Genomic DNA, 24,549 nt, shown 5'->3' with positions numbered 1-24,549 from the left:
GACGGGAGAGAATGGGTGATGAGTGGGATGGTAGTGCAGGAAAAATGAAATGCGTCCGTCTATTAAGAAACAAAACTTATAAAACATATAAGATATATTAATTTCATTTATAAAGATAAATATGCTATTCTGTAAGTAACGAAAGATTGTCCCGTTTTTGGGGGACTATGATTCAGACAAATGGAGGATAAAAATGAGTACAGTCAGACGCGTTTATGTGGAGAAAAAGCCGGAATTTGCGATTAAGGCGAAAGATCTGAAGCATGAAATCAAGCACTATCTGAACATCCAGACCGTAACCAACGTACGGGAGCTGATCCGGTACGATGTAGAAAATATCAGTGATGAGACATATGAGAAAGCATGTAAAGTAGTCTTTGCAGAGCCGCCGGTTGATATCTGCTATCAGGAAGATTTCCCGCGTGCAGAAGGTGCGAGAGTATTTTCCGTAGAATTCCTTCCGGGACAGTTTGATCAGAGAGCCGATTCTGCCGTACAGTGCGTGCAGTTCTTAAAAGAAGACGAGCAGCCGATCATCCGCTCCGCCGTTACGTATGTTATCGAAGGAGAGATGACTGATGAGCAGTTTGACGCAGTCAAAGCACACTGCATCAATCCAGTAGACTCCAGAGAGACAGGACTTGAAAAACCGGAAACCCTCGTGACAAAATTTGAAGAGCCGGCAGACGTCAAAATCTTCGACGGATTCATCGACATGCCGGAGGCAGAATTAAAAGCCCTGTACGATTCCCTCGGCCTTGCCATGACCTTCAAAGACTTCCTGCATATCCAGAACTACTTCCGCGGCGAAGAAAAACGCAATCCATCCATGACCGAGATCCGCGTACTCGATACCTACTGGTCCGATCACTGCCGCCATACCACCTTCTCCACCGAGCTTACCAACGTGACCTTCGGCGAAGGCGACTACTACGAGCCGATGAAAAAAAGCTACGACCGCTACTTAAGCGACCGTGAGGTACTCTACAAAGGCCGTGACGACAAATTCATCTGCCTTATGGACCTTGCCCTTCTGGCAATGAAAAAACTGAAATCCGAAGGAAAACTCGCAGATCAGGAAGAGTCTGATGAAATCAACGCATGCTCCATCGTCGTACCGGTAGATGTAGACGGAAAAGACGAAGAGTGGCTGATCAACTTCAAAAACGAGACCCACAACCACCCGACCGAGATCGAGCCGTTCGGTGGTGCAGCAACCTGCCTTGGCGGTGCAATCCGTGATCCGCTTTCTGGCAGAACCTATGTATATCAGGCAATGCGTGTGACCGGAGCCGCAGATCCGACCCGTCCGCAGAGCGAGACACTCGAAGGAAAACTTCCGCAGAAAAAACTCGTAAGAGAAGCAGCACACGGCTACAGCTCCTATGGAAACCAGATCGGTCTTGCAACCGGCTATGTCAAAGAAGTTTACCATCCGGACTACGTGGCAAAACGTATGGAGATCGGAGCTGTCCTTGGAGCAGCACCGCGCCGTGCCGTTGTCCGTGAAAATTCCGATCCGGGCGATATCATCATCCTGCTCGGCGGCCGTACTGGAAGAGACGGCTGCGGCGGTGCAACCGGTTCCTCCAAAGTACATACGACAGAATCCATCGAGACCTGCGGTGCAGAGGTACAGAAAGGAAACGCACCGACTGAGCGTAAACTGCAGAGACTGTTCCGCCGCGAGGAAGTCAGCCTTCTGATTAAAAAATGCAACGACTTCGGTGCAGGCGGAGTTTCCGTTGCCATCGGCGAGCTGGCACCGGGCCTTAAGATCAATCTGGACAAAGTACCGAAAAAATATGCCGGCCTCGACGGAACCGAGATCGCCATCTCCGAGTCCCAGGAGCGTATGGCCGTTGTCATCGACCCGAAAGACCGTGAGCAGTTCCTGAAATATGCCGCAGAAGAGAACCTGGAGGCAACCGAAGTTGCAGTCGTAACCGAGGACCCGCGTCTGGTACTCTCCTGGAGAGGAAAAGAGATTGTCAATATTTCCCGTGCATTCCTGGATACCAACGGAGCACACCAGGAGAATGATGTCTTCGTAGAGATTCCAAAAGCAGAGGACACCCCGTTAAAAAGAAGCGGTGACATTGCCGACGTGAAAGAAAAATGGCTGTCCACCCTGTCAGACCTCAACGCATGCTCCCAGAAAGGTCTTGTCGAGATGTTTGACTCCTCCATCGGAGCAGCCAGCGTGCTGATGCCGTACGGTGGAAAATATCAGCTGACTGAAACTCAGGCCATGGTTGCAAAAGTGCCGGTTCCGGATGGAAAAACCAACACCGTTACCATGATGAGCTACGGCTTTGATCCATACGTATCGAGCTGGAGCCCGTATCACGGAGCAGTCTATGCCGTAACCGAGTCCCTGTCCCGCATCGTGGCAGTCGGCGGCGATTACAGCAAAGTCCGCTTCACCTTCCAGGAATATTTCCGCAGAATGACTGAGGATCCGCACCGCTGGAGCCAGCCGTTCGCAGCACTTCTTGGTGCATACGACGCACAGATGGGCTACGGCCTGCCGTCTATCGGAGGAAAAGACAGTATGTCCGGTACCTTCAACCATATCGATGTACCGCCGACACTCGTATCCTTCGCGGTTGACGTTGCAAAATTAAAAGATGTAGTATCTCCGGAGCTGAAAAACACAGGAGACAAACTCGTGTGGATCCACCTTCCAGTCGACGCACATCTGCTTCCAGAGTACGAAGGCGTCATGGAAACCTACAGAAAACTGCATGAGGATATGCAGAACGGCCGTGTGAAAGCCGCTTATGTCGTAGACCGTCAGGGTATCGTAGCAGCCGTATCCAAGATGGCATTCGGTAATGCTCTCGGCGTAACCATCGAGCACAATGTAGACGAGAGAGATCTCTTTACTCCATATATTGCAGATCTGATCTGCGAAGTTCCGGCTGAAAAAGTCGGAGAGCTGGCAAGCACCTACACCGTCATCGGTGAAGTGACAGACAAACCGGTTCTTTCCTATAAAGACACCGAAATCACCATCCGCGAGGCCGTTTCCGCATGGAACAAACCGCTGGAAAAAGTATTCAAGACCGTATCCGGTGCAGAGCTTCCGGATGTAGATGCCCTGAATGTGGCAGCAGCAGACGAAAACGGAATTGTTGCAGACAGCTGCTATCAGGCAAAGAGCATCCACGTATGCTCCCACAAGCTGGCACAGCCGACCGTATTCATTCCGGTCTTCCCGGGAACGAACTGTGAGTATGACAGCACCAGAGCTTTCGAGCGTGCCGGTGCAAAAGTTATCACTCAGGTATTCAGCAACCTTTCCGCAGAAGACATCCGCGGTTCTGTCGATGCCTTTGAAAAAGCCATCAACCAGGCGCAGATCATCATGTTCCCTGGCGGATTCTCCGCAGGTGATGAGCCGGATGGATCAGCAAAATTCTTTGCAACCGCATTCCAGAATGCGAAGATCAAAGAAGCTGTTACCAAACTGCTGAATGAGAGAGACGGACTTGCCCTTGGTATCTGCAACGGATTCCAGGCACTGATCAAATTGGGACTCGTTCCGTACGGTGAGATTCTCGGACAGACGGAAGATTCCCCGACTCTGACCTTCAACACCATCGGACGCCATATTTCCAAGATGGTTTACACGAAGGTTGTGACCAACAAATCCCCATGGCTGGCAGGCGCCGAGCTTGGCGGTGTTTACACCAACCCGGCATCCCACGGAGAGGGACGTTTCGTAGCATCGAAAGAGTGGATCGACAAGCTGATGGCAAACGGCCAGATTGCAACCCGCTACTGCGATGTCAACGGAAACCTGACCAACGACGAGTACTGGAATGTCAACGGTTCCTACTGCGGAATCGAGAGTATCACCAGCCCGGACGGCCGTGTCTTTGGTAAGATGGCACACGCAGAGCGCCGCGACAACGGCGTAGCAGTCAACATCTACGGAGAGCAGGATCTGAAGATCTTTGAGTCCGGTGTTGCTTACTTTAAATAAAATAAAACCAAAATAGAAGATTCCCGCAGAGAGGAAGAAAGCTCCTTTCTGCGGGAATTTTTTTGTCAGAACAGTAATTTCTGGTTTCGAAAGAAAAAATTTGATTATGCGCCGCGGTGCAGTTATAACGCAATATTTTGCTTTATTAACAAAAGTAATAAGGTCAAGTAGTAGAAATATTCTGAAAAAACGAAAGATTTCGATAGTCTCAACACATTACATATATGACGGGCCCGGAAGAGAAGGACAGCGAAATAACAGGAGGGAGAAAGAAGTGTATGAGACAAGAGGAGGAACGATTTTTTCAGATCATATTCGAGAAAAACAGTCATGTGCTGTTCCGTTATATCTGCGGTCAGTTGAACAATGACCGGGAGACGGCGAAGGATGTGCTGAACGATGTATGGGAGGTATTGGTGGTAAAATTTGAAACCGTTGCCGATCTCGAAGGAGAAGAGATGACGAAATGGCTGTTCTGTGTGGCAAAAAACAAGATCAAGAATCAGCGCAGAAAACATTATTATCAGAATGAAGTTTCCTATACACAGTATCAGAAAGAGAACAGAAATGAAGGGGAGGCGGGCGCGACAGCCGAGATTGAGGAACGAATGGTGATGCAGAACTGCATCCAGAACCTGAATCCGATGGATCAGCGCATTTTCTGGGGGAGAGCATATGGATTCAGCTACAAAGAGCTCAGCGGATTCTGCAAGAAAAGCGAGCAGGCGCTGCAGTGCCAGTACAGCCGCGCAATCAAGAAACTGCAGGGAATGATGAGTCAGGAAATCAGTCTGACGAGAGCGTAGAAAATGAAAATGGTATGCAGCGGAAACCTCAACTCTTACAATCTAAAAACAATAGAAATATCTAAAAAATTCTCTGCAGGAGAATATCCTGTGTCTAAAAATAAAGTGTTACCGTTTACATATCAAAAATCCGTTTTCCTCGTTGTCGTGGCGCGGAAATTGTGTTAAAATATTTTTAGAAAATTCACACGATGTGCGAGAAGGCAGAAAGGATGAAAACAACATGAAGGATGAGTACGTAGCCTATGTAGGCACTTATACCCATGGAAGCAGCATTGGTATTCATTTATATGATGTAAATGTAGAAGAAGGCACTCTGACAGAGCGAAAAGTCATACCGGTCAACAACTCTTCCCACATTGCCCGTTCCTTAAACGGCAAATACCTGTATTCGATTGCAGATGAAGGCGTTGCAGTGTTTGCAGTGGAGGATGACGGAGACCTGACCCCGATCAACAAAGTAGACATCGACGGCATGCGCGGCTGCTATCTGTCGGTGGACAAAACCGGAAGATACCTGTTCGTGGCAGGCTATCATGACGGAAAAGTAACCGTTGTACATACCCATAAGGACGGCCGCCTCGGAAGTCTGATGGACGGCGTGTTTCACAAGGGCCTTGGCAGTGTGGCAGAGCGTAACTTCCGCCCGCATGTCAGCTGTGTCGTTCCTACACCGGACAACAAATATGTCTGCGCAGTCGACAACGGCATTGACCAGATCAAAATGTACAAGCTGAACACACAGCGTGACCGCCTGAAACTGGTGGATATCCTGCGCTGTGAGCGTGAATCCGGTCCGAGAGAGATCGTTTTCAGTGAATCCGGAAAATACGCGTATGTCATTTACGAGCTGATGAACAAAGTCGATGTATTCAGCTACCGTGATACGGGAAACGGACCGGAATTTGAAAAACTGCAGTCGATCAGCACCACATCCGCGAACGTGGACCAGGCGCACGACGCTGCATCCGGCATGTGCCTTTCCCCGGATCACCACTACCTGTTTACTTCTACAGCCGGAGACAATACCGTAGCAATGTTCCATATCGACCCGGAGACCGGCTGCCTGGAGAAGAAGTTTGCACTTCCGATCAGCGGCGAATATCCAAAGGATATTGCAATGTTCCCGGACGGAAAACATATCGCAGTGGCAAACCATGAGTCCAACACGATCACAACATTTACTATTGATTATGAGAAAAACGTGCTGGTTCAGAAAGGCCGCCCGATGAAAGTGGAGACGCCGAACTGTATTCTGATTACGAAAAAAGGCGTTCACTAAAAAAATAACGCAAAAATGCCTGCAGGAAGAACTGTATCCCGCAGGCATTTTTTGTGCTGAAGCCAGAAAGAAGCAGTCCGGCCTTTATTTCTCGTCCAGAGCCCAGACTTTCTTTACATTGTCCAGTTTGGCGCTCATGCCGACGAGCAGTGCGTCCGCCAGGACAAGAGCGGTCATGCATTCCACGACAACAACGGCGCGTGCAACGACGATCGGGTCGTGGCGGCCTTTGATTTCGATGGCAATGTTTTCACCATCTTTGTTGATGGTCTGCTGGGAAGCAGCAACGGACGGGGTCGGTTTGAAACCAGCCCGGACAACGATATCGCTTCCGTCGCTGATACCGCCTAAAATACCGCCGGCGTGGTTGGTCAGCTTGACAATGGAGCCGTCCGCATTTACATGGAAGGCATCGTTATTGGTAAGCCCGGTAGCTGTGCAGACCGAGAAACCGTCTCCGATTTCCACGCCTTTTACGGCGCCGATGGAGACGAGTGCTTTTGCAAGGTTGGCATCGAGCTTTTCAAACACCGGATCGCCGACACCGGCCGGCATATGGTGAACGACACATTCGACCACACCGCCGACGGAATTTTTTTCCGCCATGGCTTTTGTTAAAAGCTCGGAAGCCTTTTCGGCAGCCTCTGCATCCGGCATATTCAGGGCGTTATTCGCGATTTCAGCGGCATCAAAAGACTGGATTTCCACGTCACCGATGGAGCGGGTGTAGGCGGAAACGGTGATGCCAAGCTCAGAGAGCATTTTTAAGGCAATGGCACCTGCAGCCACGCGTGCGATCGTCTCGCGTCCTGAGGAGCGTCCGCCGCCGCGGTAGTCGCGGAAACCGTATTTTGCATCAAACGTATAGTCGGCGTGGCCCGGTCTGTAATAGGAAGCAATGTCGCTGTAATCTTTGGAATGCTGATCCTCATTCCATACCACCATGGAAATCGGGGTACCGGTCGTTTTTCCTTCGAAAGTGCCGGATAAAAGCTGAACGGTATCGGATTCTTTCCGTTTTGTGGTAAAGCGGTTCTGTCCCGGCTTCCTGCGGTCGAGGTAAACCTGAATATCCTCCTCGGAAAGCGAAAGGCCGGCCGGCACTCCGTCCACAACAACGCCCACGCCTTTTCCATGAGACTCTCCCCAGGTGGTCAGTCTGAAGATAGTACCAAATGATGATCCTGCCATATATAAAGTCCTCCTGAATTTTTTCGTATATTTATAAAATAACTGGAAAAGATTTCTAATAAATTATACCGGAAAGTAAAACATTCGTAAAGCTCTTTTTCAGAGACGAAATTCACCGTTATACCGTTTGACAAACGAAAAGGCAGCACGTATAATGAGAATGTATTTTCGGGCAGTGAAAGCCGGTGAAATAAAACAAACAAAAAGGAAGAGTGTGCATGAATTTTTTAGACAAAATGGAGCGAAAATATGGGAGATATGCGTTAAGCCATCTGACGATGTACATTATCGTAACGTACATTGCGGGATATATCATTGCGCTTGCGGCTCCCATCATGAGACAGTATCTGACGCTGGAACCATACTATATTCTGCATGGCCAGATCTGGCGTCTGGTGAGCTGGATTCTGATTCCGCCGAGCAGTCTCGACATCTTTACGATCATTATGCTGTTTTTCTACTACTCAATCGGAACGAGTCTTGAAAGAGCCTGGGGAGATTTCAAATATAACGTTTATATCTTTTCGGGTATTCTGATGACGATCCTCGGTTCCTTCCTGCTGTATGGAATCGAGTACGCAGTGAATGGGTATCCGGCGCTGATGGGAACTGCATTCAGCACCTATTATATCAGCCTTTCTATTTTCCTTGGCTTTGCGATCAGTTTTCCGGATATGCAGGTGCTTCTGTACTTTATTATCCCGATCAAGATCAAATGGCTGGCGTATCTTGATGTAGCGCTTCTTGCTTATAGCATGATTACCAGCATTCTGAGCGGAAACTGGGCAGGATGTGTTGTTATTTTGTGTTCCTTGGCAAACGTCCTGGTGTTTTTCCTGATGACAAGAAAAGGAAAACATAACTCTTTCCGGCAGAACAGACGCAGGAAAGAATTTAAAAAAGCCGTATCAAGAGGAGAAGCCGAATACCGCAATCCAAATGGAATCACAAAACACAAATGTGCGATTTGCGGGCGGACTGAAAAGGATGATCCGAATCTGGAGTTCCGTTTCTGCTCCAGATGCAACGGAAATTATGAATACTGCCAGGATCACCTGTTTACGCATGAACATGTAAAATAAAGAAGGAGAGAAAGTATGAGAAGAACGAAAATTGTCTGCACCATGGGACCAAATACCAACTCCCGTGACCTGATGAAAAAACTGATTGAAACCGGAATGGATGTTGCTCGTTTTAATTTTTCTCATGGAGACCACGAAGAGCAGAAAATGCGTATGAATATGCTGAAAGAGCTTCGAAAAGAGCTGAAAACTCCTGTGGCAATCCTTCTGGATACCAAAGGACCGGAAATCCGTACCGGCGTTTTGAAAGATGGCAAAAAAGTAAATCTGGTAACCGGACAGACCTTCACCCTGACAACCGTTCAGGAGACCGGAGATGAAAATCACTGTTCTGTCAGCTACACAGGCCTTACGGAAGATATCAAAGAGGGAGACACAATTCTGATCGATGATGGTCTGATCGGCCTGCGCGTAGAAAAAGTAAATGCACCGGAAATTGTCTGTACCGTAGTAAATGGCGGCGAGCTCGGAGAAAAAAAGGGTGTGAATGTACCAAACGTTTCGATCAATCTTCCGAACCTGACGGAGAAAGACAAAGGAGATCTTCTTTTTGGTATTGAACAGGATATTGATTTTGTTGCAGCTTCCTTTATCCGGAATGCAGAGGCAATTAACGAAATCCGTGAGTTCCTTGTGGCAAACGGAGGAGAGCATATTGATATCATTGCCAAGATCGAAAATGCGGAGGGTGTGCAGAACATCGACAGCATCATCGATGCGGCAGATGGTGTGATGGTTGCAAGGGGAGACCTTGGTGTAGAGATTCCGGCGTGCCAGGTACCGCATGTACAGAAAATCATCATTGAAAAATGCAATCATAAATACAAACCGGTTATCACAGCAACCCAGATGCTGGATTCCATGATCCGGAACCCGCGTCCGACCCGTGCAGAGGTAGCCGATGTTGCGAATGCAATTTATGATGGAACGGATGCGATCATGCTCTCCGGCGAAACAGCAGCCGGAAAATATCCGATCGAGGCAGTTACCATGATGGGAGAGATTGCCGAGCAGACGGAGCGTTATCTGAAATTCGAAGATTACCGCGATGGAAAAGCGCTGGAAGGAAAGCTGAATGTTTCCGCAGCAGTCGGAAGTGCAGCCGTTTCTATGGTAGAACACATCAAAGCAGCCTGCATTGTGACCCCGACGATGTCCGGTCAGACCGCAAGACTGATTTCCAATCTTCGTCCGAGCGTACCGATTTACGGCGTTACCCCATATGAATGGGCAAGAAGAAAAATGCAGCTCTACTGGGGCGTTCGTCCGGTGACCGGATACGAGGAAGATTCTACGGAGAACATCATTTCGCATGCCATGTATATGGTGCGCCGTGAGGAGCTTGTAGAACGCGGTGATATGGTTATTTTTACGGCCGGAGACCCTGCTACCAACGAGGTGACGGGTGAAGGATATATGACAAACATGCTTCACATTATTCAGGCAAAATAAGCAGAAGAAGGAGACAAAAGAGAATGACGAAGAAGCCTTTTGTAACAAAAGAAAAACTGGAAGAAATCGCAGCAGCAGTACCAACTCCGTTTCACATTTACGATGAAAAAGGAATTCGTGAGAATGCGAAAGCGGTAAAGGAAGCTTTTTCCTGGAATCCGGGATTTCGTGAGTATTTTGCTGTGAAAGCGAACCCAAACCCGACACTGATCAAAATGCTGGGTGAATATGACTGCGGATGCGACTGCTCTTCTTACACGGAGCTGATGCTTTCCGATGCGATGGGATTTGAGAAAGATAAAATCATGTTTTCATCCAACGTAACACCGGCTGCAGAGTATCAACTGGCTGCAGAGCTTGGTGCGATCATTAACCTTGATGATATTACGCATATTGATTTTCTTGAGAAAACATTAGGCTACATTCCGAAGAAAATCTGCTGCCGTTATAACCCGGGCGGACTGTTTAAAATCAGCACCGATATTATGGACAATCCGGGAGATGCCAAATACGGTATGACAACCGAGCAGATTTTCGAGGCATTCCGCATTTTGAAGGCAAAAGGGGCAGAAGAGTTCGGCATCCATTCCTTCCTTGCAAGTAATACCGTAACCAACGATTATTACCCGGTTCTGGCAAAAACACTGTTTGAGCTGGCTGTAAAGCTGCAGAAAGAGACAGGCGTAAAAATTAAATTCATCAATCTTTCCGGCGGTGTCGGAATCCCGTACAAACCGGGTCAGGAAGGCAATGACATCCGCGTGATTGGCGAGGGTGTACATAAAGTGTACGATGAAGTTCTCGTTCCGGCCGGCATGGGCGATGTTGCAATTTACACGGAAATGGGCCGTTTCATGATGGGACCGTACGGCGGACTCGTTACCCGCGCCATCCATCAGAAACACATCTACAAAGAGTACATCGGCTGTGATGCCTGCGCGGTCAACCTGATGAGACCGGCTATGTACGGCGCTTACCACCACATCACCGTGATGGGAAAAGAAGATCAGCCGTGCGACCACAAATATGACGTAACAGGCTCCCTGTGCGAGAACAACGATAAATTCGCGATCGACCGTATGCTTCCGGAAGTGGAAGTCGGAGACCTCCTCTTCATCCACGACACCGGCGCACATGGATTTTCCATGGGATACAACTACAACGGAAAATTAAAATCTGCAGAGGTTCTGTTAAAAGAGGACGGCAGCTTTGAAGTCATCCGCCGCGCAGAAACCCCGAAAGACTACTTCGCTACACTGGATGGAACACCGGAGTATGAAAAGATGTTTGGAAATAAATAAGAGATAACAACAGTAAAACCCCTTTCAAAAAGAACCATGCGGCAGATGGCCGGTTCTTCGAAAGGGGTTTTCTTTCTTTCAAAAGCTGTTTTTTTGAAGGGAAGACAATAAAAAAAGATCTGCATCAACGTTCGTTTTTGCAGATCTTTTTTAGCTATGCCGCTGGCCGGACTCGAACCGGCACGGTTATTCACCGCTTGATTTTGAGTCAAGTGCGTCTACCAATTCCGCCACAGCGGCAGTGTTCGTAATCAGAACAAGATATATTTTACCATAAAAACAAGAAGGACGCAAGAGAAAAAAATGGAATAATTATCATAAAAACTTTCTAAAAAAGATTGACGAAAGGAAAAAATAGAAGTATAGTGTAGATAGTTTAGTACCATACTAAATTTTACATCATAAGTTCAAATAACGATTTATCGAAAACGCCATCGTTAGATGGTCCACAGTGTGTGGAACGAAAACTGTTGTCTTCATAGACAGCAGTTTTTTTGTTGTCTAAAATTAGAAATGAAACATGGTTATGATTCAGTACTGTGAGAACAGCAAGAACCAGGAAGTAGAATTGTTGAAAATAGGAAAGAAAAGATGTAAAAAATCAAAATATATGGTAAAATTAGATAAAATGTAGAAAATGGAGGAAAGAACAGATGAAAGGGGAATATTATCTCGGACTTGATATGGGAAGCAGTTCGGTTGGATGGGCTGTGACAAATGAGAAGTACGAAATTTTGCGCGCACATGGAAAAACACTTTGGGGTGTACGGCTATTTGACAGTGCACAGACTGCAGAAGAGAGAAGAGGGTTTCGGACAGCAAAACGAAGATTGGATCGTCGTAATTGGAGAATAGAATTGCTGCAGAAAATTTTTGCGGAAGAAGTAGAAAAGATAGATGATGGATTTTTTCGCAGAATGAAAGAGAGTCGTTACTGGCCAGAGGATAAGCGTGACAGGCAGGGAAAGTGTCCGGAACTTCCCTATGCATTGTTTGCGGATGATGATTACACAGACAAAGAATATCATAAACAGTTTCCAACCATCTATCATCTGAGAAAATGGTTAATGGAAACTGACGAAACGCCTGATATTCGCCTGATATATCTTGCTCTGCATCATATGATGAAACACAGAGGCCATTTTCTATTAAACGGAAATATCGAACAGGTAAGAGAATTTCAGACAACATTTGAACAGTTCCTTGAAGCAGTGAGGGCAGAAGAACTTGGCTTTTCTTCCGAGATTGGAGTGGAAAGAAGCAAGGAAATAGAGGCAATTTTAAAAGACCGAACATTGACCAAATCTGCGAAAAAGACAAAAGCAGTAAAAGCAATGCGGGCAGAAACATCCTGTGAAAAAGAGTGGCTGGGATTGATTACCGGTGGAACAGCAAAACTGGGAAATTTGTTTGGGGAAAAACAGATGGATACACTGGAACGGCCAAAACTTTGCTTCGCAGATGCAGGTTATGAAGAATACGCTGGAGAGATCGAAGCAGAGCTGGGAGAAAAATATGTATTAATTGAACACGCAAAAGCAGTGTACGATTGGGCTGTTCTGGCTGATATTTTGCAGAACTATTCTTCTCTTTCAGAGGCAAAAGTGGCACTTTATGAAAAGCATAAAAAAGATCTGAAAGATCTGAAAAAGCTGGTCAGAGAGAATCTTTCAAGGGAAGAATATCAGAGACTGTTTGCAAAAAAGGATGAAAAAGCTAATTATTATGCGTATATCAAGGCACCAAAACAATGTAGTCAGGAAGACTTTTACGGTTATCTGAAAAAGAATATTCTGGGCAAGATATCAGATGTGACGAAAGCATCCTGCATGCAGAAGGAAATGGAAATGGGAACGTTTCTTCCGAAACAGACTGTAAAAGACAACAGTGTCATTCCATATCAGATTCATTTATATGAATTAAATGCAATCCTGAAAAATCTGGAAGATAAAGTTCCGCTACTGAAAGAGAATGGAGAGAAGATTCAAAAGATTTTCACATTCCGCATTCCGTACTACGTAGGACCCTTAAACGGAATTCGAAAAAAAGGGGAGAAGAGTAACTGGGCGGTACGAAAAGAAGGCAAAATATATCCATGGAACTTCGATGAGATGGTAGATTTGGAAGCAAGTGCAGAGCAGTTTATTCGAAGAATGACGAATAAATGTACTTATCTGCCAAGTGAAGATGTTTTACCAAAGTATTCTCTGCTGTATAGCAAATACGAAGTTTTAAATGAATTAAATAATCTGCGTTTGGATGGAGAAAAGATATCTGTAGAGCAGAAACAGAAAATATATGAAGAAGTATTCCAGAAAAGCAGAAAAGTTACACAGAAAAAACTGAAAAACTATTTAGTGAAAGAAGGAATTACCGGAAAAGAAGTTGAAATTACCGGAATTGATGGTGATTTCAAGAGTTCTCTTACGGCATACCATGATTTTAAAGAGAAATTAACAAATCTGTCACTGAACCAGGCGGAAAAAGAATGCATCATCCTGAACGTAACGCTGTTTGGAGATGATAAAGCGATACTGAAACAGAGATTAAAGAAACTGTTTCCGGAGTTGACAGAAAAACAAAGAGACAGCATAAGTAAACTGCCGTATCGTGGTTGGGGAAGACTCTCAAAAGTGTTTTTGGAAGAGACGGAAGCACCGGCACCGGAAACGGGAGAGGCATGGTCTATTATTCGGGCTTTGTGGGAGACGAATGACAATCTGATGCAACTGCTTAGCGAAAAATATTTGTTTGCATCGGCAATCGAAGAAAAGAATGGAAACGAACAGAAAAAACGGGATATTTCGTATGAATTAGTCGAGGAACTTTACGTATCACCGGCAGTGAAGCGGCAGATTTGGCAGAGCCTTTTGATTGTAAAGGAAATCTGTAAAGTGATGGGAAACCCACCGAAACGTGTTTTTATAGAAATGGCAAGAGAAAAAACCGATCAGGGAAGAACCTCTTCAAGAAAAAAGAAACTGCTGGAACTCTATAAAAAATGTAAAGCGGAAGAAAAAGACTGGATAGATGAGATTGAAAAACGTTCCGATGCGGAAATGAGAAGAGACAAGCTGTATTTGTATTATACGCAAAAAGGAAAATGCATGTATTCCGGTGAAACAATTGAACTGGAGGAATTGTGGGATAATCAGAAGTATGACATTGATCATATTTTTCCACAGTCCAAAGTGATGGATGATAGCCTGGATAACCGGGTACTTGTAAAGAAAAAGTGTAATCAGATGAAAGAGGATAAATATCCGATCGATGAAACAGTTCGGAAAAAATGCAGCCATTCTGGAAATCTTTAGTGGATGCCGGATTGATTAGTGAAGAAAAATATAAACGGCTGATAAGAAGAAACGGATTTGAACCGTCTGAATTGGCTGGATTTATTTCCAGGCAGCTGGTGGAAACTCGTCAGAGTACAAAAGCGGCAGCAAGTATTCTGCAGCAGGTGATCCCGGATACACAGATTGTTTATGTGAAAGCGCCAACCGTTTCAAAGTTCCGTAAGGATTTTAAATTTCTGAAGGTACGGGAGATGAATGATTATCATCATGCGAAGGATGCTTATTTGAATATTGTCGTTGGCAACGCATATTTTGTAAAATTCACATCAAATCCGATTCACTTCATTAAGGAAAATCCGGGAAGAAGTTATAACCTGAAGAAGATGTTTGAACAGGAAAGAATTGAACGGAACGGAGAAATTGCCTGGGAAGGCGGGAACGGAACCATTGTGACAGTCCGAAAGTTTATGGAAAAGAACAACATTCTTGTGACGCGAAGATCGTATGAGGCAACAGGTGCATTGTTTGACCAGCAGATTGTCAAAAAAGGAAAAGGTCAGGTTCCGATCAAGAGCAGTGATGAACGGCTTTGTGATATACAGAAGTATGGAGGATATAACAAAGAGGCGGGAGCTTACTTTGTACTGGCAGAATCGGAGGGCAAAAAGGGAAAGAAAATACGAACAATCGAGTATGTGCCGATTCGTCTGAAAAAGGAAATTCAGAAGTCAGAAGAAAATATAATTCGGTATCTGGAAGAGGAAAGACAGTTAAAGAATCCGCGAGTGCTGGTGCCGGAAATCAAAATAGATACTCTGTTTTGTGTGGACGGATTTTATATGTGGGTTTCCGGAAGATCAGGAGATCAGCTATTGATGCAAGGTGCAAATCAGCTGGTACTTTCCCAGGAAGAAATGGAAATACTGAAAAAAATAGTACAGTACGTGGAACGTAAAAAACAGAATAAAGAACTGAAAATTTACGATTCCGACCATTTAGAAGAAAAGAAGGTGGTGATGCAGTATGAAACCTTTTTAAATAAATTAACAAATACGGTATATGCAAAAAAACTTGGAGCACAGGCAAAGACATTAACGGAAAAAAGAGAAAAATTTAAAGAATTATGCATAGAAGAAAAGTGTATCGTTTTGTATGAAATTTTACATTTTTTCCAGTGCCAGAGTGTTACCGCTGATTTGAAATTAATTGGAGGATCTGGAAGAGCAGGAATTTTGTATCTCAACAAAAATATAACCGATTGCAGTCGAATCGAAATGATTCATCAATCGCCAACCGGTATTTACGAGCAGGCAGTAGACCTGAATGCATTATGAGCTGGCGGATTGTGGTTATTTCCAAACGGGCAAAGCTGGACTATCAGCTTGGTTATCTTGTGGTGCGAAATGAGGAAGTAACAAAAATACATTTAAGTGAAATATCAACCATTCTGATTGAGTCAACAGCAGCAACAGTCACAACAAGTCTGCTGGCAGAGCTGACAAAAAAGAAAATAAAAGTGATTTTTTGCGATGAAAAGAGAAATCCATCGTCGGAACTGGTTGGGTATTACGGAAGTCATGATACCAGCAATAAGGTCAGAAAGCAGATTCAGTGGAGCCGGCACAGTAAAGAAGCGATCTGGACAGAGATTGTGACGGAAAAAATACGAAAACAGAAGGAACTGTTAAAAAATCTGGGAAAGGAAGAAGCGGGTCTGTTAGAAGCATATTTACAGGAGATTGGCTGGAACGATGAGACAAACCGGGAAGGGCATGCGGCAAAGGTATATTTTAATGCGTTGTTCGGTATGACATTTACCAGAACTGCGGATTGTCCGGAAAATGCAGCGCTGAATTACGGATATAGCATTTTGTTGTCTGCGTTTGCGAGAGAAATTGTAGCGAGCGGTTATATTACACAGCTCGGACTCTTTCATGATAATATGTTTAATCAGTTTAATCTGGCGTCCGATTTGATGGAACCGTTCCGTGTCCTGATTGACCGGGAAGTAATCCAAATGCAGAGGAAAGAATTTACGCATGAGGAAAAAATACAATTGGTCAATGTATTAAACAACGAAGTCATGATAGACGGGAAAACACAGTATGTGAATAATGCCATAAAAATTTACTGTAAAAGTGTATTTGATGCCTTAAATGAGAATGACAGTGCATTGATCCGGTTTTACGGCCTATGAGTTATCGTTTTATGAGAGTATTGGTACTGTTTGATCTTCCGGTGCTGACGGGCGATCAGAGAAGAGAATATGCGAGATTTCAAAAGTTTTTATTGAAAAGCGGATTCCTGATGCTCCAGGAATCCGTATACTGTAAGCTTGCGTTAAATACAACTGCAGTGAATGGAATCGTGGATCAGATTCATAAAAATAAGCCGGAAGAAGGCCTGCTACAGCTTTTAACGGTGACTGAGAAGCAGTATGCGAAAATGGATCTGATTGTTGGGAACGTAAAGAGCGAAGTGTTGAATACGGATGAAAGGCTGGTGATTTTATGAAACTGGTACATGTGGACTTGGAAAAACCTATTGCGATTCATCGGAACTGTCCCACGGAATGGATTATAGAATCACCGGAGCTGTTTTTAAAATATGTGGAGCAGCTGCAAAAACAAAATCAGGGAGAGGAGGGAAATTTCGTACTTTCTAAAGCTGACACAGAGCTGAATATGAAAAGAGATGTGGAATTGGTATTAACGCCCTTTTCTCTTGATTTTGCGGATCACAGAATACAAAAACGGTTATTTACAGAGCTGGTCAAAAGTGCGCAAAATGAAGAAATGTTTCTGGAAACGCAGAGAATTATTGCGGAACTGAAGAAATACATCTATCAATTGGAAGCTGTCAGTGGGTACGAATTGGAACAAAATGAGGAAATCGATTTGAGCGCACTCCTAAAATTGATGGGAGTTCAGACAGAAACCGAAAAAGAGATGGGGCTTCTGGAAAAATTAACGCAATATATCAAAGTTATGGCCGAACTTCTCCAAAAAGAACTGGTGATTTTGGTCAATATTCGATCCTATCTGAACGAAACACAAATAAACAAACTCTCCCAAATGGCATGCTACTATGAAATATCCTTGCTTTTCATAGAAAATATACAAAGGGACTTTTCGAATCAGAGAGAATATTATATAATTGACAAAGATGGATGTGATGTCTATTAATATCCATCGGATGTTTGAGTACCTGTTTTGTGCAGATGAAAGCAGTTCATTTTTAAATTTGAGGTTTGAGAATGATGTAAAAATGTATGGTACTCAAACTGATAGATTGCCATACCTAATACCTCCATGGTTTGAGAATGATGTAAAAATGTATGGTACTCAAACAGGTTCTAATATTATTCCACTTGCAGGAAAGTTTGAGAATGATGTAAAAATGTATGGTACTCAAACTGAGGACGATTTCTATTCTGCAGGCATGAAGTTTGAGAATGATGTAAAAATGTATGGTACTCAAACACCCTGTCCAGAAAAGCCTTCATCGACGATGTTTGAGAATGATGTAAAAATGTATGGTACTCAAACATCAGGAACAAACGTGAAAGTCGAAAACCAGTTTGAGAATGATGTAAAAATGTATGGTACTCAAACTACTGTATATGGTGCGAATGATGGTTTTAAGTTTGAGAATGATGTAAAAATGTATGGTACTCAAACCTGAAAACGTCATATGACGGCGTAAAAGACGTTTGAGAATGATGTAAAAATGTATGGTACTCAAACACGATTTGAGCGCGTAAATGACAGCTTCTAGTTTGAGAATGATGTAAAAATGTATGGTACTCAAACCGCTCGCTGCTCACTATCCATCACCGCCTGTTTGAGAATGATGTAAAAATGTATGGTACTCAAACTTTCCACCTCCCCTAAATCTGTAAGTAATGGTTTGAGAATGATGTAAAAATGTATAGTACTCAAACATTTTCAGGGCAAATTCTGCTAAATCGTACGTTTGAGAATGATGTAAAATTTATTTTTGTGAACAACAAGAATAGATAATTCAAAATGAAATATTCAGAAGACAGTATGAAATCGACTTAATTGTCTTTTTCTTGCTGTCTTTTTCCTTGTCTCAAAGCGCCGCACCATGTATAATAAAACCACAAGAATTTCATTTCATAGTTTTTACAGGAGGAACCTGAATCATGATCCTTGCAATAGACATCGGCAACACGAACATCGTCCTTGGGTGTGTGGAAGGGAAAAAAACATACTTCATCGAAAGACTCTCCACGGACAAGGCAAAAACAGAGCTGGAATACGCAGTCAGCCTGAAAAATGTACTGGAACTGTATGAGATTCCGGTGGAGCAGATCGAAGGAGGTATCATCTCTTCCGTTGTTCCGCAGGTGACAGAGCTCTGCCGGAGTGCGGCAGAAAAAGTGATTAAAAAGCCGGTCAAAGTTGTCGGCCCCGGTGTGAAGACCGGACTTAATATCAAACTGGACGACCCCGCAACGGCAGGAAGCGATCTTGTTGTTGTAGCAGTAGCAGCGCTGAATGAATACACATGTCCGCAGATTCTTATCGATATGGGAACTGCCACGACGATGAGTGTACTTGATCAGAAAGGAAGCTTCATCGGAGGCGTGATTCTTCCGGGACTTCGTACTTCGCTGGATGCTCTCGTATCAAATGCCGCGCAGCTTAGCCAGACCAGTCTGACAGCACCGAAAAAAGTCATTGGCAAAAATACGCTGGACTGTATGAAAGGCGGTATGATTTATGGAAACGCTGCCAGCATCGACGGCATGATCGAACGGATGGAAGAAGAACTTGGCTGCAAATGCACGATTGTGGCTACCGGAGGTCTGGCGAAAGCTGTGATTCCGCACTGCAGACATGACATCATCATCGATGAGAATCTGCTCCTGAAAGGTCTTCAGATCATCTACGAGAAAAACAGGTAGGGAAACCGTTTGTTGACAAAGTTTGCGAATTGTTATAACATATGTATAACAAAACGATACGAGAAAGCAGGGTGTAACTATGTATTATGAGACAATACAGATCGATTTCAACAGCGATGAAGCGATCTATATCCAGCTGAGAAATCAGATTATTCTGGGTATTGCCACTTCCAGAATTCAGGAAGGAGATACTCTACCTTCGGTAAGACAGCTCGCAGACAATATCGGTATCAACATGCATACCGTAAATAAGGCCTACAGCGTACTCCGGCAGGAGGGGCTTCTTTCGATTGACCGAAGAAAAGGAGCCGTTATCTCTATCGATGCGGATAAACTGTATGCCATGCAGGAACTGCGCGAAGATCTGCAGGTGATTCTTGCAAAAGCCGTCTGCAAAAATATATCAAAAGAAGAAGTACATCAGCTTGTAGATGAAATTTACAGCAATTACGCAGACGAAACATGAAGGAGACAATAGTATTATGAGAGAAGGATATACCAGTCAGGCAAAAAAAGCACTGGCATATGCGGTTAGGACAGCTGAAAAATGTGGACATAATTACGTAGGAACCGAACACCTTCTGATCGGACTTCTGAACGTGGAGGATGGCACAGCAGGCATGGTGCTTTCTGAGTTTCACGTAGATGCCGGACAGCTTACCGAACTGATTGACCGTCTGATTGCACCAGGCGGAAACACCGTGACCGAATCCCGACCGGGCTATACTCCGCGGGTACGCAGAGTGCTTGAAAATGCAGAAGCGGAGGCAGCGCGTTTTAAGAGCAGAGCTGTGGGAACCGAGCATCTGCTGATCGCAATCTTAAAAGAAAGTGACTGTGTTGCTACCCGTTTGCTTTTTACCATGGGGATCAACATTCAGAAACTATATGGAGCAATCCTTACTGCCATGGGCGAGGCACCGCTGCAGGGCGGTGCAAGCGGAAATGCAAATACCGGCCGCGGACCGCAGACAAGAGGTGGAGCGCAGACCAGCGAAACGCCGGCACTGGACCAGTACAGCCGGGATCTAACTGAGCTTGCGCGCGAAGGAAAACTCGATCCGGTTGTCGGCCGTGGGCAGGAAATTGAGCGTGTCATTCAGATCTTAAGTCGCCGGACAAAAAACAACCCGTGTCTGATCGGAGAGCCGGGTGTCGGAAAAACGGCGATTGCGGAAGGTCTGGCGCAGCGGATTGCCCTTGGCATTGTGCCGGAAACGATCCGCGATAAGCGAGTTGTTGTCCTTGACCTTTCCGGAATGGTAGCCGGAAGCAAATACCGCGGTGAGTTCGAAGAACGTATCAAACGTGTCGTCAAGGAAGTGACGGACAATGAAAATATTCTGCTGTTCATCGATGAACTTCACACCATCATCGGGGCCGGCGGTGCAGAGGGAGCACTCGATGCATCCAATATCTTAAAACCGTCCCTTTCCCGCGGAGAAATTCAGCTCATCGGTGCAACCACGCTCGAAGAATACCGTAAATACATCGAAAAAGATGCCGCATTGGAGCGCCGTTTCCAGCCGGTGAAAGTAGAAGAACCGACAGAAAGCGAAGCACTTGATATCTTAAAAGGCCTGCGCCCATACTACGAACGCCACCACGGCGTGGAAATCACCGATGAAGCACTGGAAGCAGCCGTAAAAATGAGCGTCCGCTACATCAACGACCGTTTCCTGCCGGATAAAGCCATCGATCTGATCGATGAGGCATCCGCAGGCGTACAGCTCGCCGGCTACCAGGTGCCGGACAACATGGCAAAAGAGGAGCAGACACTGTTCGAAGTACAGAAAGAAAAAGAATCCGCGATCAGTACCGGCGATTTTGAGCAGGCAAAAGAACTGCAGGCGCGCCAGCAGGAGCTCGAAAAAGATCTGGAGCAGATCCGAAAACGCTTTGAACGCCGTTGCAAAAACAAAAAACTGCAGGTAACAGAAGAAGAAATCGCAAAAACCGTATCCACCTGGACGAAAATTCCGGTACAGCGTCTCGCGGAAGGAGAATCGAAACGTCTGGCAAGACTGGAGCAGACACTCCATAAACGCGTTGTCGGCCAGGAAGAAGCCGTGACAGCTGTGGCAAAAGCCGTAAAACGAGGCAGAGTCGGATTAAAAGACCCGAACCGTCCGACAGGATCCTTCCTGTTTCTTGGACCGACCGGTGTCGGAAAAACAGAACTTTCCAAAGCACTCGCCGAGGCAGTTTTCGGTACAGAGCAGGCCCTGATCCGCGTTGATATGTCGGAATACATGGAGAAACACAGCGTTTCCAAGCTGATCGGTTCCCCTCCGGGATACGTTGGCTACGAGGAAGGCGGCCAGCTCTCTGAAAAAGTGCGCCGCAACCCGTACAGTGTGATCCTGTTCGATGAGATCGAGAAAGCTCACCCGGATGTGTTCAACATTCTGCTGCAGGTACTTGATGATGGCCATATCACCGACGCGCAGGGCAGAAAAGTTGATTTCAAACAGACCTGCATTATCATGACATCCAATGCCGGAGCACAGAACATTGTAGCGCCGAAACGCCTTGGATTCCTTTCGACAGAAGATGAGCGGAAAGACTACGAATACATGAAGGGCCAGGTGATGGAAGAAGTCAAACGGATGTTTAAGCCGGAATTCCTGAACCGAATCGACGAGATTATTGTATTCCATCAGCTTACCAAGGCGGATATGAAGAAGATTCTGCAGATTCTGCTCAAAGATCTGGAGCGCCGCTGCAAGGAGCAGATGGACATTGAATTGAAAGTCCGTGACACCGTGAAAGAATATCTCGTGGAAAACAGCTTCGACAGCAAGTACGGTGCCCGCCCGTTAAAACGCGCGATCCAGAGCAAAATTGAGGATCCGCTCGCAGAAGCCATCCTGAACGGAGAAGTGAAAAAAGGCGATACCGTTGCGGCTGGAATGAATAAGAAAGAGATTACATTTAAGGTTCTTGAGAAAAAATAATATAAAATTCCATAAATTATATGGTAAAATCTTTTCGATTATGGTATGATTTTCACAAACAAACGAAACACCACAAAAGACAAGACCAGGAGGGCATTTACAAATGTCAGTAGTAAAAGAATTAATCCGCACAGAGGCAGACGGAGGCATCAGCTTCGGAGATTATGAGCTTGCGGCAAAGGCAAAAAAATCTGATTTTGAGCACAGAGGAGATCTGTATAAAGTAAAAACCTTTAAGGAAATCACAAAGCTGGAGAGAAACGGACTGTTCGTATACGAATCTGTTCCGGGAACCGCAGTTACCGATCTGAACGTATTCGACGGCGGCATGACCTTCAAAGTAGAAGGACCGGAGGATGCACAGATCACCGTTGAAATGGAAGCAGAGACCGAATACAAGGTGCTGCTCGACGGTGTAAACGTTGGCCACATGACCACAAACCTCGGCGGAAAACTTTCCTTCAGCGTAGAGCTGGAAAAAGCAGAGAATGTAGCAGTAGAAATCGTAAAAGCATGATGAAATAAGAAAAGAAGGCTGTCGCAGAACGTGTGCGGCAGCTTTTTTTGACAATTATAAGGGAGACACAACTATGGCAAAAGCAAAAAAAACAGCCTTTTTCTGCCAGAACTGCGGATATGAGTCAGCAAAATGGATGGGCCAGTGTCCGGCGTGCAGAGAATGGAATACGTTTGTGGAGGAACCGACGGCGGCCAAAACACCGGCGGGAAACCAGGGGCTCGGAAGCCACAGCGCAGCGGGCAGAAAGCCGGTGCATCTGACGGAAATTTCAACAGGAAAAGAAGAGCGTATCCCGACGGGAATCGGAGAACTCGACCGGGTGCTCGGCGGAGGAATCGTGCCGGGTTCCCTGACACTGGTCGGCGGCGATCCGGGAATTGGAAAATCCACACTCCTTCTGCAGGTGTGCCGCATGCTGTCCACAGCAGGACATCAGGTTTTATACATTTCCGGCGAGGAGTCCCTGCGCCAGATCAAACTGCGCGCCGTGCGGATCGGAGAATTTAATGAAAATCTGTCCCTGCTCTGTGAGACGAATCTTGACATCATCCGCGCCGTCATGGAAAAAGAGAAGCCGGAGATTGCCGTCATCGACTCGATCCAGACCATGTACAACGAGGAGGTCAGCTCCGCGCCGGGCAGTGTATCCCAGGTCCGGGAATCGACGAATGTGCTGATGCAGATTGCAAAGGGAATGGGAATTTCGATCTTTATCGTCGGTCATGTGACAAAAGACGGTAATGTGGCCGGCCCACGTGTGCTGGAACACATGGTAGATACCGTGCTGTACTTCGAGGGCGACCGTCATGCGTCCTACCGGATTCTACGCGGCGTCAAAAACCGTTTTGGTTCTACAAATGAGATCGGCGTCTTCGAAATGCAGACAGAGGGACTCGTGGAAGTGAAAAATCCATCGGAGTACATGCTGAACGGACGGCCGGAGGGAGCTTCCGGTTCGGTTGTCGCATGCTCCATGGAGGGAACGCGCCCGATCCTGATCGAGATTCAGGCACTGGTCTGCCACAGTAATTTCGGAATCCCGCGCCGCACCGCAGCAGGATGCGATTTCAACCGTGTGAACCTGCTGATGGCAGTGCTGGAAAAACGCGCAAGAGTCAATCTTTCGACAAGCGATGCCTACGTCAACATCGCAGGCGGAATCAAGATGAATGAGCCGGCGATCGATCTTGGCATCGCACTTGCCGTCGTATCGAGCTACAAAGATCAGGTGATCGATGAGAAAACGGTCGTATTTGGCGAGGTCGGCTTAAGCGGTGAGGTCCGCGCCGTCAGCATGGCGGAACAGCGTGTACTGGAAGCAAAAAAACTGGGCTTCGAGCGGGTGATTTTACCTGCTGTCTGCATGAAGTCCGTGGAGAAAATCGGTGGAATCGCACTGATTCCGGTGGAAAATATTCAGGATGCGATTCTGCGCGTGGGGAAAAATTAGAAGGAAGTTGTGGAAAAAGGACCGGCGTGTGATGCGTACGGTCTTTTTTAAAAAATTCAGATAAAATATAAAATATGCAGAATTAACTATATTTTTCTAAAAATAAGAAAATTCGAAAAAAGGTGTTGACTTTTGCTTTTGGCGGTGTTATTATAACTAAGCTGTCAGCGAGAGCTGATGCGAATGAGTTCTTTTGAAACAGAAAAACTTAGTTCGGAGCCGGGTGGCTGCCGCGGGTTGCAAAAACTGCTTCAAAAAAACCTGAAAAAAGTTCTTGACAAAAGCGAA

Annotated in this window: 17 protein-coding genes, 1 tRNA gene and 1 CRISPR repeat array; of the genes, 16 read left to right on the top strand and 2 right to left on the bottom strand. The window is 45.7% G+C overall.

All coding sequences use genetic code 11. The annotated features are described in order from the left end of the window. Window positions 1-193 precede the first annotated feature (193 nt). The 3 genes from DXD92_RS15455 to DXD92_RS15445 all read left to right on the top strand — a co-directional run bounded on the left by DXD92_RS15455 (window position 194) and on the right by DXD92_RS15445 (window position 6,079). Entirely contained in the window at window positions 194-3,991 is a 3,798-nt protein-coding gene (locus tag DXD92_RS15455; protein WP_118640968.1) for a phosphoribosylformylglycinamidine synthase, read from the top strand. 278 nt (window positions 3,992-4,269) lie between these two features. After that, the gene (locus DXD92_RS15450; RefSeq protein WP_055228517.1) at window positions 4,270-4,797 is read left to right on the top strand and encodes an RNA polymerase sigma factor; all 528 of its coding nucleotides are present in this window, start codon (window positions 4,270-4,272) and stop codon (window positions 4,795-4,797) included. A gap of 223 nt (window positions 4,798-5,020) precedes the next feature. Beyond that, entirely contained in the window at window positions 5,021-6,079 is a 1,059-nt protein-coding gene (locus DXD92_RS15445; RefSeq protein ID WP_118640966.1) for a lactonase family protein, read from the top strand. Between the two features lie 84 nt (window positions 6,080-6,163). Here DXD92_RS15445 and aroC read toward each other — a convergent pair whose 3' ends face one another. Continuing rightward, window positions 6,164-7,270 carry a chorismate synthase gene (gene aroC / locus DXD92_RS15440; RefSeq protein WP_118640964.1) on the bottom strand — a complete coding sequence of 369 codons (1,107 nt, stop codon included), beginning with the start codon at window positions 7,268-7,270 and terminating at the stop codon, window positions 6,164-6,166. Window positions 7,271-7,488: 218 nt separating this feature from the next. Between aroC and DXD92_RS15435 the strand changes: the two genes are divergently transcribed. From DXD92_RS15435 to DXD92_RS15425, 3 genes are read left to right on the top strand one after another with little or no spacing between them, the layout of a single operon-like run. Next, the gene (locus tag DXD92_RS15435; protein WP_118640962.1) at window positions 7,489-8,352 is read left to right on the top strand and encodes a hypothetical protein; all 864 of its coding nucleotides are present in this window, start codon (window positions 7,489-7,491) and stop codon (window positions 8,350-8,352) included. Window positions 8,353-8,367: 15 nt separating this feature from the next. Continuing rightward, complete coding sequence (gene pyk, locus DXD92_RS15430; RefSeq protein ID WP_118640960.1) at window positions 8,368-9,804, top strand: pyruvate kinase; 1,437 nt, start codon at window positions 8,368-8,370, stop codon at window positions 9,802-9,804. A gap of 23 nt (window positions 9,805-9,827) precedes the next feature. Continuing rightward, a complete protein-coding gene (locus DXD92_RS15425) occupies window positions 9,828-11,105 on the top strand; it encodes a diaminopimelate decarboxylase (protein ID WP_117510246.1) in 1,278 nt (425 codons plus the stop codon). 157 nt (window positions 11,106-11,262) lie between these two features. Here DXD92_RS15425 and DXD92_RS15420 read toward each other — a convergent pair. Next, window positions 11,263-11,345 (bottom strand) — tRNA-Leu (locus DXD92_RS15420). A gap of 413 nt (window positions 11,346-11,758) precedes the next feature. Here DXD92_RS15420 and cas9 (DXD92_RS15415) point away from each other — a divergent pair. The 10 genes from cas9 (DXD92_RS15415) to radA all read left to right on the top strand — a co-directional run bounded on the left by cas9 (DXD92_RS15415) (window position 11,759) and on the right by radA (window position 24,261). Beyond that, window positions 11,759-14,419, top strand: coding sequence for a type II CRISPR RNA-guided endonuclease Cas9 (cas9, locus tag DXD92_RS15415; RefSeq protein WP_243104928.1), 2,661 nt, complete (start codon window positions 11,759-11,761; stop codon window positions 14,417-14,419). A gap of 11 nt (window positions 14,420-14,430) precedes the next feature. Then, on the top strand, window positions 14,431-15,735 hold the full coding sequence (gene cas9, locus DXD92_RS19085; protein WP_243104925.1) for a type II CRISPR RNA-guided endonuclease Cas9: 1,305 nt from the start codon (window positions 14,431-14,433) through the stop codon (window positions 15,733-15,735). Continuing rightward, window positions 15,732-16,598, top strand: coding sequence for a type II CRISPR-associated endonuclease Cas1 (gene cas1 / locus DXD92_RS15410; RefSeq protein ID WP_117814296.1), 867 nt, complete (start codon window positions 15,732-15,734; stop codon window positions 16,596-16,598). Before cas9 (DXD92_RS19085) ends, cas1 begins: the two co-directional genes overlap by 4 nt. 11 nt (window positions 16,599-16,609) lie before the next feature. Beyond that, window positions 16,610-16,915 (top strand): CRISPR-associated endonuclease Cas2, encoded by a 306-nt coding sequence (gene cas2 / locus DXD92_RS15405; protein ID WP_118640958.1) that lies wholly within the window; start codon window positions 16,610-16,612, stop codon window positions 16,913-16,915. Further along, the gene (gene csn2, locus DXD92_RS15400; RefSeq protein ID WP_117510242.1) at window positions 16,912-17,586 is read left to right on the top strand and encodes a type II-A CRISPR-associated protein Csn2; all 675 of its coding nucleotides are present in this window, start codon (window positions 16,912-16,914) and stop codon (window positions 17,584-17,586) included. The genes cas2 and csn2 overlap by 4 nt, the downstream gene beginning before the upstream one ends. A gap of 63 nt (window positions 17,587-17,649) precedes the next feature. After that, a CRISPR array of direct repeats spans window positions 17,650-18,344; the repeat unit is 36 nt; unit sequence GTTTGAGAATGATGTAAAAATGTATGGTACTCAAAC. Between the two features lie 225 nt (window positions 18,345-18,569). Further along, on the top strand, window positions 18,570-19,334 hold the full coding sequence (locus DXD92_RS15395) for a type III pantothenate kinase (protein ID WP_118595508.1): 765 nt from the start codon (window positions 18,570-18,572) through the stop codon (window positions 19,332-19,334). 79 nt (window positions 19,335-19,413) lie between these two features. After that, a complete protein-coding gene (locus DXD92_RS15390; protein ID WP_117510240.1) occupies window positions 19,414-19,800 on the top strand; it encodes a GntR family transcriptional regulator in 387 nt (128 codons plus the stop codon). 16 nt (window positions 19,801-19,816) lie between these two features. Continuing rightward, window positions 19,817-22,291, top strand: a complete 2,475-nt coding sequence (locus tag DXD92_RS15385) for an ATP-dependent Clp protease ATP-binding subunit (protein ID WP_117762143.1) — start codon at window positions 19,817-19,819, stop codon at window positions 22,289-22,291. Window positions 22,292-22,394: 103 nt separating this feature from the next. Further along, window positions 22,395-22,808: an endosialidase gene (locus tag DXD92_RS15380; RefSeq protein ID WP_118640956.1), complete on the top strand. Its 414-nt coding sequence runs from the start codon at window positions 22,395-22,397 to the stop codon at window positions 22,806-22,808. 73 nt (window positions 22,809-22,881) lie between these two features. After that, window positions 22,882-24,261: a DNA repair protein RadA gene (gene radA, locus DXD92_RS15375; protein ID WP_118640954.1), complete on the top strand. Its 1,380-nt coding sequence runs from the start codon at window positions 22,882-22,884 to the stop codon at window positions 24,259-24,261. Window positions 24,262-24,549 lie beyond the last annotated feature (288 nt).

It is taken from the genome of Blautia sp. TM10-2, assembly GCF_003480845.1.
GTDB classification, from domain to species: domain Bacteria; phylum Bacillota; class Clostridia; order Lachnospirales; family Lachnospiraceae; genus Fusicatenibacter; species Fusicatenibacter saccharivorans.
Note: the sequence above shows the minus strand (reverse complement) of the source record. Positions and strands in the feature narration are given on the sequence as shown.

What these genes read in the sequence shown, in the direction of transcription:
- cas9 (WP_243104928.1), top strand. Translation starts at nt 11,759, where the DNA reads ATGAAAGGGGAATATTATCTCGGACTTGATATGGGAAGCAGTTCGGTT.
- DXD92_RS15425 (WP_117510246.1), top strand. Translation starts at nt 9,828, where the DNA reads ATGACGAAGAAGCCTTTTGTAACAAAAGAAAAACTGGAAGAAATCGCA.
- radA (WP_118640954.1), top strand. Translation starts at nt 22,882, where the DNA reads ATGGCAAAAGCAAAAAAAACAGCCTTTTTCTGCCAGAACTGCGGATAT.
- cas2 (WP_118640958.1), top strand. Translation starts at nt 16,610, where the DNA reads ATGAGAGTATTGGTACTGTTTGATCTTCCGGTGCTGACGGGCGATCAG.
- DXD92_RS15390 (WP_117510240.1), top strand. Translation starts at nt 19,414, where the DNA reads ATGTATTATGAGACAATACAGATCGATTTCAACAGCGATGAAGCGATC.
- aroC (WP_118640964.1), bottom strand. Translation starts at nt 7,270, where the DNA reads ATGGCAGGATCATCATTTGGTACTATCTTCAGACTGACCACCTGGGGA.
- DXD92_RS15395 (WP_118595508.1), top strand. Translation starts at nt 18,570, where the DNA reads ATGATCCTTGCAATAGACATCGGCAACACGAACATCGTCCTTGGGTGT.
- DXD92_RS15380 (WP_118640956.1), top strand. Translation starts at nt 22,395, where the DNA reads ATGTCAGTAGTAAAAGAATTAATCCGCACAGAGGCAGACGGAGGCATC.
- DXD92_RS15455 (WP_118640968.1), top strand. Translation starts at nt 194, where the DNA reads ATGAGTACAGTCAGACGCGTTTATGTGGAGAAAAAGCCGGAATTTGCG.
- DXD92_RS15385 (WP_117762143.1), top strand. Translation starts at nt 19,817, where the DNA reads ATGAGAGAAGGATATACCAGTCAGGCAAAAAAAGCACTGGCATATGCG.
- csn2 (WP_117510242.1), top strand. Translation starts at nt 16,912, where the DNA reads ATGAAACTGGTACATGTGGACTTGGAAAAACCTATTGCGATTCATCGG.
- DXD92_RS15435 (WP_118640962.1), top strand. Translation starts at nt 7,489, where the DNA reads ATGAATTTTTTAGACAAAATGGAGCGAAAATATGGGAGATATGCGTTA.
- DXD92_RS15445 (WP_118640966.1), top strand. Translation starts at nt 5,021, where the DNA reads ATGAAGGATGAGTACGTAGCCTATGTAGGCACTTATACCCATGGAAGC.
- DXD92_RS15450 (WP_055228517.1), top strand. Translation starts at nt 4,270, where the DNA reads ATGAGACAAGAGGAGGAACGATTTTTTCAGATCATATTCGAGAAAAAC.
- pyk (WP_118640960.1), top strand. Translation starts at nt 8,368, where the DNA reads ATGAGAAGAACGAAAATTGTCTGCACCATGGGACCAAATACCAACTCC.
- cas1 (WP_117814296.1), top strand. Translation starts at nt 15,732, where the DNA reads ATGAGCTGGCGGATTGTGGTTATTTCCAAACGGGCAAAGCTGGACTAT.